The organism is Streptomyces sp. AM6-12, from assembly GCF_044327085.1.
Taxonomy (GTDB): domain Bacteria; phylum Actinomycetota; class Actinomycetes; order Streptomycetales; family Streptomycetaceae; genus Streptomyces.
In genome coordinates, this window is the sequence record NZ_JBIQWN010000001.1 from 4,009,847 (window position 1) to 4,024,460 (window position 14,614).

Below are 14,614 nucleotides of genomic sequence, written 5' to 3' on the forward strand. Positions count from 1 at the left end.
CCGGCGGGACGGATGCCTACCGTGGGCCCATGAGCGACGTCCGCACCGCCACCGAGGCCGACTTCGACGACTGGCAGCGCGCCCTGGCCGTGGGGTTCACCCAGCCTCCGGCCCTGGCCCGTGAGCAACTAGACGCCCGGCGGCGGAAGTTCACACCGGGCCGCTACCGGGGGGCCGTCGACGGCGGGCGCTGGGTGGCCACCTTCCGGTCCTTCGAGCAGGAGCTGACCACGGTGGGCGGCGGTGTGGTGCCCGCCGACGCCATCAGCGGCGTGACCGTCAGCCCGACGCACCGCCGCCGCGGCCTGCTGAGCCGCATGATGGCCCAGGACCTCGCGGCGGCGCGGGAACGCGGGGACGTCGTCGCGACCCTGCTCGCCGCCGAGTACCCGATCTACGGCCGGTTCGGCTTCGGTCCGGCCACCTGGATGTCCCGGTGGGCCGTCGACGTACCGCGGGCCGGCCTCGACCCCCGCTGGTCCGGCCCGGACGACGGCGGCCGGATCGAGCTGCTGGACGGTGCGGAGGTGCGCAAGCTGGGCCCCGAACTGTTCGACCGGTTCCGCCGCGCACAGCCCGGCGCGGTCAGCCGGGACGAGTTGTGGTGGGAGCAGTTCACCGGCGCGCTGCGCGTCCACTCCGACTACGTGGAGCCGGTGCACGCCCTGTACCGCTCGGCGTCCGGGGAGGCCCAGGGCCTGGTGACGTACCGCAGCGACAACACCTGGACCGGACAGCAGCCCGACCAGACCGCGCGGGTGGAGCGGCTGTTCGGGACCACCCCGGCGGCCGAGCGCGCGCTGTGGCACTACATGTGCTCCATCGACTGGATCACCAAGGTCGACACCGGCGGGCGCGGCCCCGACGACCTGCTCCCGCACTTCCTGCCCGACCCGCGCGCCGCCCGGATCACCGATCACGCGGACCTGCTGTGGGTGCGCGTCCTGGACGTCGTACGGGCCCTGGAGGCGCGTGGCTACGACCGGGAGGGCACGCTGGTGCTGGAGGTCCTGGACGACGGCGGTTACGCGGGCGGGCGGTACCGGCTGGATGCCTCGCCCGAGGGCGCGTCCTGTACGGCCACCACCGCGAGCCCCGATCTGACGCTGGGCGTCCAGGAGCTGGCCTCCGTGTGGCTCGGCGGGGAGTCGCTGCTGCGGCTGGCCGCGCTGGGCCGGGTGCGGGCAGAGCGAGAGGGCGCCGCCCGGCTGGCCGACGCCCTGTTCCGCTCGCCCGTGCGCCCCTGGTGCCCGGACGACTTCTGACCGCTCCCCTCGTCGGCGGCGCTGATCCGTACATCCGTAGCGAGCTGTTCAGTTGTGGCTGTGCTGTGCGGTGTTCAGTTGTGGCTGTGCGCGTCGTGTTCAGTTGTCGGCAAGCTTGACCATGTCAGCCGAGTTGGCTGCCAACTTATCTCTACTTATCTCCGTTGGAAGGCGTCTCATAACCACCTGTCGGTGAACTGCCGGAAGTTGGCGGGAAGTTGTATGGTTCGCCCGTGGACCCGGAGCACGCCTCCGCCAGGGGACCCCGCGCGTCCCGCGCGTCCCACCGGGAGATCGCCGACGAGCTGCGCAGCCGGATCGGCTCCGGCGTACTGCGCGCCGGGCAGCGCATGCCCACCCAGGCCGAGCTGGCCGAGGAGTTCGGTGTGGAGCGCGGCGCCGTCCGCCGGGCACTGGACATCCTGCACGCGGAGCGACTGCTCACCGGGGTGTCCAGGGGCAGCCCGGCCAGGGTGGCCGAGGGGGCGTGGCCGGGGTGGTCCGCCGCGCCGCCGCAGCCCACCGTGGTGGGGCTAGGACCGCGGGTCGCGGCCGCCTTCGCCGCCCCGCACGTGCGGATCGACGCGCTCTGCCTGACCTCCGTGTCGCTCACGCTGGCCGTCGGCGAGCAGCTCCGGCTGATCCATGCGGGGGAGCTGGAACCGGCCAAGATCGATGTGCCGGTGCTGCTGCCCAGCCGCCGGATCGAGCTGGCCTTCCCGGCGCCGGTGGACCCGGTGCGCGCGGGCGACGGCGGACTGCTGCACGAGCGCTGGCTGGCGGTGCGCAACGCCCAGGGCATGGTGCTGCGGCAGAACCTGCTGGCCCTGCGCACCACGCACGGCATCGAGGTGCGGCTGACCTTCCGCGCCCTGCCGTTCACACCCCCGGTCAAGCTGGACCTGCTCAACGAGGACGAGGCGCTGCTGGCGTACTACACCCTGGACCGCCGTGAGCAGGAGTTCGGCGCGGAACCGCTCCAGCTGTACGACGCCGACGGCACGCGCTCGATCCTGTTCGCCTTCGGGCCGGGCGCCTCGGTTCTCAGATCGCGGGGCCGGTCAGGAGGGCGAGAGCGGGCACGGCGAATTCCCCTTCGCAGGTGGAACTTCCGCCAACTTGGAAATTCGGCAACCAACTCTGTTTGAGTTGCCCCAACTTGGTGGCACTACATAAACAACTGCTCGGCAACTTTCTTGAGATGGACGGAAGTTGTAGCGTTTGGGTGGTGACCCAGGAGCACATGGCAGTCAACGGCAGCGGCAGGCGCACCCCGCGGGAGATCGCGGGCGTCCTGCGCGAACGCATGCGCACCGGGATCCTGCGGCCGGGCGAACGGCTGCCCACCCAGGCCGAGTTGGCGGAGGAGTTCGGCGTCGAGCGCGGTGCCGTGCGGCAGGCCCTGCGGATGCTCCAGCAGGACGGTCTGCTCACCGGCGTCACCAAGGGCAGCCCGCCGCGGGTCGCCGAGCAGCGGTCCGGGGCCGAGGAGCCCCAGCCGACCATGGTGGCCCTCGCGCCCCGGCTGACCGACGCGTTCGCGGCGCCGCGGGTGCGCATCGACGCACTCTGCCTGACCGCGCAGAGCCTGATCCCGGCCCTCGGCGAACCGCTGCGCCTGATCCATGAGGGCAAGCTGCGCCCGGAGCGGATCGACGCCCGGATCCTGCTGCCCTCGCGGGAGATCAGCCTCGCCTTCCCGGTCTCGGTCGACGCGGGGAGCGCGGAGGACGACGCGGTGCACCAGCGCTGGCTGGCCATGCGCAACGCCCAGGGCCAGGTGCTCCAGTACAACCTCCAGGCCCTGCGCGGCACCCACGACATCGACGTCCACGTCACCTTCCGGGCCCTGCCGTTCACCCCGCCGGTGAAGCTCTACCTGCTCAACGGGTCCGAGGCGCTGTTCGCGCACTACATGATCACGCGCCGCGCCGAGTCCACCGACAGCGGGACGCTGGAGATGTACGACGCGGTCGGCTCCGAGTCCCTGCTCTTCTCCTTCGAGCGGCGCGCCGGGCAGCGGGACGCGGCGTTCGTGGAGGAATCGCAGAAGTGGTTCGACGCCCTCTGGGAAACCATCTCCTCGGACCTGACACTCTCCTAGTGACTTCTGATACGACTTCTGATGCGAGCGAGATCGAGAAGCTTCGTGTACTGATCACTTCCGCTCGGGTCGTGCTGTGGGACTTCGACGGACCCATCTGCCGGCTGTTCGCCACGCACAAGGCCGAGCGGATCGCCGCGGACCTGGTGGCCTGGCTGGAGCGGCAGGGGCTGCACGGCCTGCTCACCCCGGCCGAACGCGGCACCCTCGACCCCCAGGTGGTGCTGCGCGCGGTGGGCCGCCGCCGGCCCGGCAGCGACCTCGTCACCGGCCTGGAGGAACGTCTCACCCAGGAGGAGCTGCGCGCCGCCGCCTCCGCGCTGCCCACCGCCTGGGCCGACCCGCTGATCCGCACCTGGACCGCCGTCGGCACCCGGCTCGCCGTCACCACCGACAACTCGCCCCGGGTGGTGCGCAGCTACCTGGAGAGCCGGGGCCTGACCGCCTGCTTCGCCCCGCACCTGTACGGCCGTACCGAACACCTGCACCACCTCAAACCGGCCCCGCACTGCCTGCTGCGCGCCCTCGCCGCCATGGGCGCCGCCCCCACCGCCGCCCTGATGATCGGCGACGCCCCCTCCGACCTCGCCGCGGCCCGCGACGCCGGGGTCCCCTTCCTGGGCTACGCCCGCAACGAGGCGAAGGAGAAGCCCCTGCGCGCGGCCGGCGCCGAGCACGTCGTACGGTCGCTGGAACCGCTGTTGCGCCTGCTCAGGGGCGGGCGCGTGGTCGGCTAGCATGCGGATGCGCGGCCGGTCACCGTCCGGTCGCGGGCATGCGGGCGCGGGGTGCGGCGAGGAGCCGGGCCCCGGTCGCCGGATCGGCACAGCCGAGCGGCGGACCACCCGTTGGGCTACTCCACCGCGCCCGGCGGCCGTACCGGCCGCCACGGGGGAATAGCGTTTCCCCGGACCTGTCGTCCGGCATGTCCTCCCCTTGTGCGATCGACCTCCGGAGCGGCCAGTGGGCGCACCGTCAGTTCCCCCTACCGTCGCGGGGGAGCGCGCCACGACCATGCGGACCGACGCCGCCTGCCGCGCGTTCGCGGCCCGCGCCGCGGCCGGGCGGCCGGTCCGCGAGGGCCCGCGCCACCGTGACCACGTCCGGCCGCTGACCGAACCGCTCGCCGGTCTGCTCGGCCGCGCTCCGGGCACGCCGGTGACCGTGCGGCTGCCCCGCCCGGACGCGGCACCGGCCGTGCGCACCTGGGACGGCGAGGCGGAGATCCTGCGCGCGGTCCACCGGGTGCTGCCGGGGGCCGCCCCCGAGTGTCTGGCCGCCGGGGAGGGTTACGTCATCCACAGCCATGTGGACGGCGAGGTGCCGCCCCCCGAGGACGTCGCCGCGCTGCCCGCCGCCCTCGCCCAGGTGCGCGGCACCGCGCTGCCCCCGCTGCCCGCGCACTGGCCGCGCAACCACACCGACTCCCAGGGCTTCCTGCGCACCCTCGCCCACCTCGCGGACCGGCAGGTCCGGGGAGTGAACTGGCAGGCTTACGGCGGCCTGTTCACCGCGCTCGGCGTCCCCGAGGACGCGCTCGCCCGGTTCGCCGACCGGGTGCCCGCGCTGACCCGCCGCCCGTACGTCCTGCTCCACGGCGACCTGCGCCGCTCCCAAGTGGTCTTCAGCGAAAGTGGGTTGTGCTGCACGGGCTGGGAACTGGCCAGCTTCGGCGACCCGTTGTACGACCTCGCCGTCCACCTCGTACGGTCCCGGTACCCGGAGCGCGAGCGGGCGGCCGTGGTGCGCGCCTGGGCCGAGACGGTGGCCCGTGCCCGGCCCGCCGCCGTCGCCGGGCTCGCCAGGGACCTGCCCCACTACCTCGCCCTCGAACACGCCCAGTCCCTTTACGCCGACGTCATCGGGGCCGTCCGCGCCCTGGTCCGCTCCTTCGGCCCCAAGCCCCTGGAGCGGGCCACCGCCACCGTGGGCGACGCCCTGCGCGCGGCCGCCGAACCGCTGCGGCTCGGCCGGGTGCCCCGAGACGAGGAGATCGAGCGGATCCTCTTCCGGCGCGGCGCCGCCCGGCCCGCCGCGCGCCCCCGCGCCATCGTCTGGACACCGGACCGGCGGGTCCCCGAACACCCCGACTTCCCGCACCGCGCGGTCGCCGACGCCCTGTTCCTGGAGGGCGCCGCCCCGGCCGAGCGGGTGTTCAAGGGCGCCGCCCACCTCACCACCGTGCTCCGGGTGCCCGGCACCGGCTTCCCCGTCGTGGTACGGCGCGAGGCGACCGTCGTCCTGCGCCGCGAGCGCAGCTTCCTGAGCGAACACGCCGTCCTCGCCGCCATCGAACGGTCCGGGGTGCCGGTCGCCGCGCCCCGTGTGCTCGCCCTGGGCACCAGCCACGCCACCGACCCCGCCCACCGCTACCGGGGCGACCGGTTCGCCGTGCACACCTACGAGGGCGCCCGCGACCTCGGCCGCCGCCCCGACCACCCGGTCGACGGGCTGCGCCCGCACGAGGCGGACCACCTGGTCGACCAGCTGGCCGCGCTGACCGGCGTCGACCCGGCCGGCATCGACCCGCTCGGCGGCCGTCCCGGCTTCTACGGCTGGCTCAGCGAACAACTCGTCGCGCTGGTCGAGGCGCTGCCGGAAGGGTCCCGGCAGACCGCCCGCCTCCTCGGCCTGCCGGACGCGCCCCGGCTGCGCGAGATCCTCGCCCGCCACCACGTCACCGACCGCGCGCCCGCCCTGCTGCACGGCGACCTCAACCCCTGGAACCTGGTGCGCCGCGACGACGGCCCCGCCCTCACCCTCATCGACTGGGAGATGGCCCTGGTCGGGGACCCGCTGTACGAACTGGTCCGGCACATGCACCTCACCCCGACTCTGCCGGAGATCCGCGACCGCATGTTCCGCCGCTGGGCGGCGCGCCTGGACGCCCGGTACACCCGCAACTGGCAGGAGGACTGGCGGGTCTACCGCTGGATCGAGCTGGTCCGCTCGGCCTACGTCGACCTCGACCGCCTGGTCACCGGATCGAGCCTGGACGCGCCCAACGTGCGGCGGGCGGTGGCGTCGTACGGCATGACGCTCGCGGCGGCGACGGCCTCGCTCGGGCTGTCCCGGCGCGGGCGGGGGCTGCCCCGGCCGGGTCTCGGCTGAGCCTTGCGTAGGCTCGCCCCATGGGTGAGACGGAACCGCGCGAGCCGGGTCTGCGGGAGCGCAAGCGGCAGCGGATGTACCAGGAGGTGTCCGACACCGCCGTACGGCTGTTCCTGGAGCGGGGCTTCGACGCGGTGTCGGTGGCGGAGGTGGCCGCCGCCGCCGGGATCTCCAAGCCGACCCTCTTCCGGTACTTCCCGGCCAAGGAGGACCTGGTCCTGCACCGGATCGCGGACCACGAGGACGAGGCCGCGCGGGTGGTCGCCGGCGAGCCGGACCCGGTGGCCGCGCTGCGCCGGCACTTCCTCGCGGGCCTGGAGCGGCGCGACCCGGTCACCGGGCTCAACGACCACCCCCAGGTGCTCGCCTTCCACACCCTGCTCTACGGCACCCCGGCCCTGGTCGCGCGCGCCTACCGGCACCAGGAGCGCTCGGAGGCCCGGCTCGCCGAGGCGCTCGGCGGGGACCTGGACGCACGGCTCGCGGCCGGGCAGATCATCGCCGTGCAACGGATCCTCGCCCTGGACAACTGGCGGCGGATCGCGGCCGGGGAGAAGGTCGAGGACGTGGCGCCGGACGCGGTGCGGGCGGCGGAGCGGGCGTTCGGGCGGCTGGCGGGGGTGCCGGCCGGACCCGCGCCGCAGTGAGAGAGGGTTAAAAATTTAACTGGGTAACGACTTGTCGTAGGGTGGGCGGCATGACGCCACGCCCCGCCCTCACCGACGCCCTGCGCGCCGAGCGCGCCCACCACGACGCCTGCCGGGCCGGCCTCGCCGCGATGGTCGAGGGCGCCGCGGAGCAGGTCGTCGTCGGGGAGGACGTCTCCGCCTCCGGCGCGGACGCCGAGGTGCTCGGCCACCGGCTGCGCAGCCAGGCCAAGGCGCTGCGCGAACTCCCGCCGGGCCCCCTGTTCTTCGGCCGCCTGGACTTCGCCCCCGACCACCCCGAGCACGGCGGGCTCCGCTTCCACCTCGGGCGGCTGCGGATCACCGAGAGCCCCGCCGCCCCGCCCCTCGTGGTCGACTGGCGGGCCCCCGTCTCCCGCGCCTTCTACCAGGCGAGCGCCCGCGACCCCCAGGGCGTGGTGGTACGGCGGCGGTTCGGCTGGGCGCCCGGCAGCACCGGGGAGACGGCGGACCTCACGGGCTTCGAGGACGAGCACCTGGGGGAGGACCCTTCCGGGGACGGGGCGCCGCGCCCGGGCGGCATCGTCGCCCGTGAGCTGGAGCGTCCCCGCGTCGGGCCCATGCGGGACATCGCCGCCACCATCCAGCCCGAGCAGGACGACCTGGTGCGCGCCGCCCTCGCCGACTCGGTGTGCGTGCAGGGCGCCCCCGGCACCGGCAAGACCGCCGTCGGACTGCACCGCGCCGCCTATCTGCTCTACACCCACCCCAAGCGGCTCAGACGCTCCGGCCTGCTGATCCTCGGCCCCAACCGGACCTTCCTCGCCTACATCTCCGAGGTGCTGCCCGCGCTCGGCGAGAGCGGGGTGCGCCAGTCCACCCTGCTGGACGAGATCGCCCGCCACCCGGTCACCGGCACCGACCCGGCGCCCACGGCCGCCCTCAAGCACGACCCGCGGATGGCCGAGGTGCTGCGCCGGGCGCTGTACGCGCGCGTGAGCACGGACGGGGTGAGCGACCTCGTCGTGCCGGACGGCTCCTACCGCTGGCGGGTGCGCGCCAGCGAACTCGCCGCGATCGTACGGGAGGTGCGCGCGGAGGAGCCGCCGTACGCCGTCGGCCGCGAGCGGGTGCGCACGCGGGTGGTACGACGGCTGCGCGAGCTGGCCGAACGGCGCTCCGGGGTGCTGCCGGCCGCCTGGGTACGGCGCATGGAGCGCGCCCGGCCGCTCACCGCCCAGCTCGACCTGGTGTGGCCGAAGGTCCGCCCGGAGGAGGCGCTGGCCCGACTCCTCACCGACGAGGAGGAGTTGGCCCGCTCGGCGGACGGGATCCTGACCCCCGGCGAGCAGGCGGCACTGCTGTGGGCGCGCCCGCCGCGCTCGTTCAAGTCCGCCCGCTGGTCGGCCGCCGACCTGGTCCTCCTGGACGAGCTGTCCGGGTTGATCGAACACCCCGAGGGCTACGGGCACATCGTGGTGGACGAGGCGCAGGACCTCTCGCCGATGGAGTGCCGGGCCGTCGCCCGCCGGGCCGCCTTCGGCTCGCTGACCGTCCTCGGCGACCTCGCCCAGGCCACCGCGCCGTGGGCCGCCCGCGACTGGTCCGCGCAACTGCGCCACCTCGGCCGGCCGGACGCGGCGGTGGTGTCGCTGACCACCGGGTTCCGGGTGCCGGCGGCGGTCGTCGCCCTGGCCAACCGGCTGCTGGCCCGCCTGGAGGTGGCGGTGCCGCCCGCCCGGTCCCTGCGCACCGACGGCGAGTTGACCCTGCACCCGACCGACGACGTGCTCGCCACCACGGTTGCCGCCGCCCGCCGCGCCCTCACGCGGGAGGGCTCGGTCGGCGTGATCGCGGCCGACGCGGACGTGCCGGCCGTGGCCGGGGCCCTCACCGGCGCGGGCCTCGAACCCGCCACCCCGGACGCGCGCGGCGCCCGGCTGACCCTCGTCCCGGCGAGCGTGGCCAAGGGCCTGGAATACGACCACGTCATCGCGGTGGAACCGGCCGCCGTGACCGAGGCGGAGGAACGGGGCGCGCACCGGCTGTACGTGGTGCTGACCCGGGCGGTGTCCCGCCTGGACGTCGTGCACGGCCGGCCGCTGCCGTTCTGAGCGGGCGCGCCGGGTAGCGTGCCGGACATGACCGAACCCGCCGCCGGAACACCGGACTTCGCCGCCTTCCGGGACATCCCCACCACCACCCTCGCCGATCTGCTCGGCGTGGAGCAGGTCATGGACATCGGGATACGGCCGCTGTGGGGGCCGGTGCCCCGTGTGGCCGGCCCGGCGTTCACCGTGAGCTGCCCGCCCGGCGACAACCTCATGCTGCACGCGGCCATCCACCGCGCGGCCCCCGGCTCGGTGATCGTGGTCGAGTCCGGCGATCTGCGGTACGCCCTGGCCGGTGGCAACGTGTGCGCCGTCGCCCAGCGCAACGGCGTCGCCGCCTTCGTCGCCGACGGACTGATCCGTGATCTCGGCGAGGTACGCGACATGGGCTTCCCCGTCTTCGCGCGGGGGATCGTGCCCATTCCGGGCGCCAAGAAGGTCACGACCCCCTTCGGCCGTCCCGTGCGCTGCGGGGGTGTGCGGATCGAGGCCGGGGACGTGGTGGTGGCCGACGAGGAGGGCGTGGTCGCCGTCCCGGCCACCCGCGCCCCCGGCATCCTCACCGCCGCCCGCGCCAAGCTCGCCAAGGAGGCCACGCAGACCCTGGACGACTGGGAGCGGGCGCACCGGGCACGGATCGAGGAGATCCTGAAGGAGCAGGGATTCGAGGGGTGAGGTGAGGGGCGGGGCGGAAGGGCGGGCCGTGCGGTCCGAGGCCACGCCCGCGTCAGCGCCGTTCGCCCCTCCGGCAGCGGATCCCGGTGATCCGCCCGGTCAAGCCCCGCCCCTCACGCCCCCACGTACTCCGCCAGATGCTCCCCGGTGAGCGTCGAGCGGGCCGCGACCAGGTCGGCCGGGGTGCCCTCGAAGACGATCCGGCCGCCGTCGTGCCCGGCGCCGGGGCCGAGGTCGATGATCCAGTCGGCGTGGGCCATGACCGCCTGGTGGTGCTCCACCACGATGACCGACTTGCCGGAGTCCACCAACCGGTCGAGCAGGGCCAGGAGTTGGCCGACGTCGGCCAGGTGGAGGCCGGTGGTCGGCTCGTCCAGGACGTAGACGCCGCCCTTGTCGGCCATGTGCGTGGCCAGCTTCAGGCGCTGCCGCTCGCCGCCGGACAGGGTGGTGAGCGGCTGCCCGAGGGTGAGGTAGCCGAGGCCCACGTCGGCGAGCCGGCCAAGGATCTTGTGCGCCGCCGGGACGTGCGCCTCGCCCGCGCCGAAGAACTCCGCCGCCTCGGCCACCGGCATCGCCAGCACCTCGCTGATGTCCCGCCCGCCGAGCCGGTACCGCAGCACCGACGCCTCGAACCGCCTGCCCTCGCACTCCTCGCACGTCGTCGCCACCCCGGCCATCATCGCGAGGTCGGTGTAGACGACGCCCGCGCCGTTGCAGTTCGGGCAGGCGCCCTCCGAATTGGCGCTGAACAGGGCGGGCTTGACCCCGTTGGCCTTGGCGAACGCCTTGCGGACCGGGTCCAGCAGGCCGGTGTACGTCGCCGGGTTGCTGCGCCGCGAGCCGCGGATCGGCGCCTGATCGACCGATACGACGCCCTCGTCGGCCGGGATCGACCCGTGCACCAGCGAACTCTTGCCGGACCCGGCCACCCCGGTGACCACGGTCAGCACCCCGAGCGGGATGTCCACGTCCACCCCGCGCAGGTTGTGCGTCGTCGCGCCGCGGATCTCCAGCGTGCCGGTGGGCTTGCGCACCGTCTCCTTCAGCGTCGCCCGGTCGTCCAGATGGCGCCCGGTGAGCGTGCCCGCGGCCCGCAGCCCCGCGAGGTCGCCCTCGTAGCAGACCGTGCCGCCCGCCGTGCCCGCGCCGGGGCCGAGGTCCACCACATGGTCGGCGATCGCGATCACCTCGGGCTTGTGCTCCACGACGAGCACCGTGTTGCCCTTGTCGCGCAGCCGCCGCAGCAGCGCGTTCATCCGCCGCACGTCGTGCGGGTGCAGGCCGATGGAGGGCTCGTCGAAGACGTACGTCACATCGGTGAGCGAGGAGCCGAGGTGCCGGACCATCTTCACGCGCTGCGCCTCGCCGCCCGACAGCGTGCCCGAAGGCCGGTCCAGCGAGAGGTAGCCGAGGCCGATCTCCACGAACGAGTCGAGGGTGCCGCGCAGCGACTCCAGCAGCGGCGCGACCGACGGCTCCGTCAACTCCCGTACCCAATCGGTCAGATCGCTGATCTGCATGGCGCACGCGTCCGCGATGCTGATCCCCGCGATCTTCGAGGAGCGGGCCGCCTCGGTCAGCCGGGTGCCGTCGCAGTCCGGGCACACGGTGAAGGTGACCGCACGGTCCACGAACTCCCGGATGTGCGGCTGCATCCCCTCCCGGTCCTTGGCCAGCATCGACCGCTGGATGCGCGGGATCAGACCCTCGTAGGTCATGTTGATCCCTGCGATCTTCATCCGGGTCGGCTCGCGGTGCAGGAAGTCGGCCAGTTCCCGCTTGGTGTACGAGCGGATCGGCTTGTCCGGGTCCACGAGGCCGGACTCGGCGTACAGCCGGAAGTTCCAGCCGCCGGCCTTGTAGCCGGGCACGGTCAGCGCGCCCTCGTTCAGCGACTTGCCGGCGTCGTAGAGCTGGGTGAGGTCGAGGTCGGTGACGGTGCCCCGGCCCTCGCAGCGCGGGCACATGCCGCCCGTGATGCTGAAGCTGCGCCGCTCCTTGACCTGCCTGCCGCCGCGCTCCACGGTGACCGCGCCCGCCCCGCTGATCGAGGCCACGTTGAAGGAGAACGCCTTGGGCGAGCCGATGTGCGGGGTGCCGAGCCGGCTGAAGAGGATGCGCAGCATGGCGCCCGCGTCGGTGGCGGTGCCGACGGTGGAGCGCGGGTCGGCGCCCATCCGCTGCTGGTCCACGATGATCGCGGTGGTCAGCCCGTCCAGGACGTCCACCTCGGGCCGCGCGAGGGTGGGCATGAAGCCCTGTACGAACGCGCTGTACGTCTCGTTGATCAGCCGCTGCGACTCCGCGGCGATGGTGTCGAACACCAGCGAACTCTTGCCGGAGCCGGACACTCCGGTGAACACGGTCAGGCGGCGCTTGGGGATCTCGACGCTGACGTCCTTGAGGTTGTTCTCGCGGGCTCCGTGCACCCGGATCAGGTCGTGGCTGTCGGCGGGGGCGGCGTTGGCGGCGTCCATGCGGGCCACGGTAGCCGGGCCCACCGGCCCACCGCTTCTTCGATCCTGACCGGCTCCGGCGCCCGCCCTCCCGCGCTCACGTCCGGGGCGGCTGGGCCGCGCTGTGCCGCTGGTAGTAGCGGGCGACGCGGGCGCGGTTGCCGCAGCGGGCGGGGGAGCACCAGCGGCGGCGGGGGTGCGCGGGCAGGAAGACCAGCACACAGCCGTCCGCCTCGCACTCCTTGAGCCTGCCGATCGCCGGATCGGTGAGCAGCCCGGCCGCGGCCTCGGCCAGCGCGGCGGCCACGCGGACACCGAGCGGGCCGGTGCGGCGGGGGACGGCCGTGACGCTCGTCCCGTCCCAGCCGAGCTCGCGCACGGCCGGCGCGGCCCGCTGGGCCTCGGTGAGCCCGCGCAGGGCGGTAGCGGGGGGCTCGGCCCCGTCCAGCAGCGCCCGGACGACGGCCTCGGTGTGCTCTCGTACGGCGTGCACGGGAACCAGGTCGTCCGGTACCGGCTGTCCATCGGTGCCGCTCTCCGGCAGCCGGTCCGCCTCCAGCTTCAGCCACCGGGCCAGCTGCCGGGGCGTGCCGAGCAGGTCCATCCGGCCGTCGCCGCTCACCGGACGGGTGTTGACCAGATCCAGGGCCAGGGCCTCACCGGCCAGCGGTTCGCTCTCAGTCATGGGCTAATGCTAACTCCATCGATTGACACATTAGCCGGACAGGAGTAGCACTGACTGCACTAATGCATCTCCGTGCGAGAGAGGCATGTGAAATGACAGGCACAGGCACTCTCCCCCTCCCGGCTCTCCCTCTCCCCGCGCGGACCGCCCACCGGTTCGCCGAGGTCGACGGGGTGCGGGTCTTCTACCGGGAATCCCTGCCCGAGCGCGCCGACGCCCCGGTGCTGCTGCTCCTGCACGGCTTCCCCACCGCCTCGTACCAGTTCCGCCGCCTGATCGACGCCCTGGGCGGCCACTACCGGCTGATCGCCCCCGACTGTCCGGGCTCCGGGCGCACCGTGGCCCCGGACGGGTTCACCTACTCCTTCGAGCGGCTCGCCGAGATCGTCGAGGGCTTCACCGAACGCCTGGGGCTGACCCGCTTCGCGATGTACCTCTTCGACTTCGGCGCCCCGGTCGGCTTCCGGCTGGCGCTGCGCCACCCGGAGCGGATCACGGGGCTGATCGTGCAGAACGGCAACGCGTACGAGGAGGGGTTGTCGGATGCGGCCCGCGCCTTCACCGCCCTCACCCCCGGCGCTCCGGGCGCCGAGGAGGCCGTACGCGACCTGCTCAGCCCCCAGTCTCTCCGCGCCCAGTACGAGGCCGGCACCGCCGGCCCCGAACTGATCGCCCCCGAAGGCCCGCTGCTCGACCAGCACTTCCTGGACCTGCCGGGCCGCCGCGAGGCGCAGCGCGCGCTGTTCTACGACTACAGGACCAACGTCGCCGCGTACCCCTCATGGCAGGCGTGGCTGCGCGAACACCAGCCTCCGACGCTGATCACCTGGGGAACCGGCGACCCGTTCATCCTCGTCCCCGGCGCCCGCGCCTACCTGCGCGACCTCCCCGCAGCCGAACTCCACCTGTTCGACACGGGCCACTTCGCCCTGGAGGACCACCTCCCCGAGATCGCCCCCTTGATCTCCGCCTTCCTCACCCGATGCGCGGCGGCGCACTGAGCCCTCCATCGCGCCGTACCGGCCGCGTACGCACCGTGGTTCTTCTCGGGTGGGTGTCGGGGGCAGGCGGCGCCCCTCCGCTTCGGCACACTCCTGCAAGCAGGTGCTTGCAATTGTTAGCGGAGAGGGGCATGGTGGAGGCATGGCATCGCTGAACGTCGGCAATCTCGGTGAGTACCTGCGCGAGCAGCGGCGGAACGCCCAGCTGTCGCTGCGGCAGCTCGCCGAGGCGGCCGGGGTGTCCAATCCGTATCTGAGCCAGATCGAGCGCGGGCTGCGCAAGCCGAGCGCGGAGGTGTTGCAGCAGGTCGCCAAGGCCCTGCGCATCTCCGCCGAGACGCTGTACGTCCGCGCCGGCATCCTCGACGCCGAGCGGGACCGGGACGAGGTGGAGACGCGCGCCGTCATCCTCGCCGATCCCTCGCTCAACGAGCGGCAGAAGCAGGTGCTGCTCCAGATCTACGAGTCCTTCCGCAAGGAGAACGGATTCGGGGCCGGCGAACCCGCGGGTGAGGACGGCGCGGAGCAGGGAACGGACACCGACGATGCCGGTTCGCGGCGGACGGCCGGCTGACGC

The 14,614-nt window shown here is 73.7% G+C and carries 12 protein-coding genes; 10 read left to right on the top strand and 2 right to left on the bottom strand.

Going from position 1 to position 14,614, the window contains the following annotated elements:
• Window positions 1–29: 29 nt before the first annotated feature.
• The 8 genes from ACE4Q9_RS18170 (at window position 30) to ACE4Q9_RS18205 (ending at window position 9,892) form a co-directional block, all read left to right on the top strand.
• Window positions 30–1,265, top strand: a complete 1,236-nt coding sequence (locus ACE4Q9_RS18170; RefSeq protein WP_397985264.1) for a GNAT family N-acetyltransferase — start codon at window positions 30–32, stop codon at window positions 1,263–1,265.
• Between the two features lie 233 nt (window positions 1,266–1,498).
• Complete coding sequence (locus tag ACE4Q9_RS18175) at window positions 1,499–2,413, top strand: winged helix-turn-helix domain-containing protein (RefSeq protein ID WP_397985265.1); 915 nt, start codon at window positions 1,499–1,501, stop codon at window positions 2,411–2,413.
• 53 nt (window positions 2,414–2,466) lie between these two features.
• Entirely contained in the window at window positions 2,467–3,369 is a 903-nt protein-coding gene (locus tag ACE4Q9_RS18180) for a winged helix-turn-helix domain-containing protein (RefSeq protein ID WP_397985266.1), read from the top strand.
• The gene (locus ACE4Q9_RS18185) at window positions 3,369–4,106 is read left to right on the top strand and encodes an HAD family hydrolase (RefSeq protein WP_397985267.1); all 738 of its coding nucleotides are present in this window, start codon (window positions 3,369–3,371) and stop codon (window positions 4,104–4,106) included. Before ACE4Q9_RS18180 ends, ACE4Q9_RS18185 begins: the two co-directional genes overlap by 1 nt.
• Before the next feature lie 277 nt (window positions 4,107–4,383).
• The gene (locus tag ACE4Q9_RS18190) at window positions 4,384–6,480 is read left to right on the top strand and encodes a phosphotransferase family protein (protein ID WP_397985268.1); all 2,097 of its coding nucleotides are present in this window, start codon (window positions 4,384–4,386) and stop codon (window positions 6,478–6,480) included.
• A 20-nt stretch (window positions 6,481–6,500) separates the two neighbouring features.
• Entirely contained in the window at window positions 6,501–7,127 is a 627-nt protein-coding gene (locus ACE4Q9_RS18195) for a TetR/AcrR family transcriptional regulator (protein ID WP_397985269.1), read from the top strand.
• A gap of 50 nt (window positions 7,128–7,177) precedes the next feature.
• Window positions 7,178–9,220, top strand: coding sequence for a HelD family protein (locus ACE4Q9_RS18200; protein WP_397985270.1), 2,043 nt, complete (start codon window positions 7,178–7,180; stop codon window positions 9,218–9,220).
• 27 nt (window positions 9,221–9,247) lie between these two features.
• Window positions 9,248–9,892, top strand: a complete 645-nt coding sequence (locus tag ACE4Q9_RS18205; protein ID WP_397985271.1) for an RraA family protein — start codon at window positions 9,248–9,250, stop codon at window positions 9,890–9,892.
• Between the two features lie 113 nt (window positions 9,893–10,005).
• Here the strand turns inward: ACE4Q9_RS18205 and ACE4Q9_RS18210 are convergent, their stop codons facing one another.
• Window positions 10,006–12,372, bottom strand: coding sequence for an ATP-binding cassette domain-containing protein (locus tag ACE4Q9_RS18210; RefSeq protein ID WP_397985272.1), 2,367 nt, complete (start codon window positions 12,370–12,372; stop codon window positions 10,006–10,008).
• A gap of 76 nt (window positions 12,373–12,448) precedes the next feature.
• Window positions 12,449–13,036 (bottom strand): CGNR zinc finger domain-containing protein, encoded by a 588-nt coding sequence (locus ACE4Q9_RS18215; RefSeq protein WP_397985273.1) that lies wholly within the window; start codon window positions 13,034–13,036, stop codon window positions 12,449–12,451.
• A gap of 92 nt (window positions 13,037–13,128) precedes the next feature.
• Here ACE4Q9_RS18215 and ACE4Q9_RS18220 point away from each other — a divergent pair, with 92 nt between their 5' ends.
• Window positions 13,129–14,037 (top strand): alpha/beta fold hydrolase, encoded by a 909-nt coding sequence (locus ACE4Q9_RS18220; protein ID WP_397985274.1) that lies wholly within the window; start codon window positions 13,129–13,131, stop codon window positions 14,035–14,037.
• 142 nt (window positions 14,038–14,179) lie between these two features.
• A complete protein-coding gene (locus ACE4Q9_RS18225) occupies window positions 14,180–14,611 on the top strand; it encodes a helix-turn-helix domain-containing protein (RefSeq protein WP_397985275.1) in 432 nt (143 codons plus the stop codon).
• Window positions 14,612–14,614 lie beyond the last annotated feature (3 nt).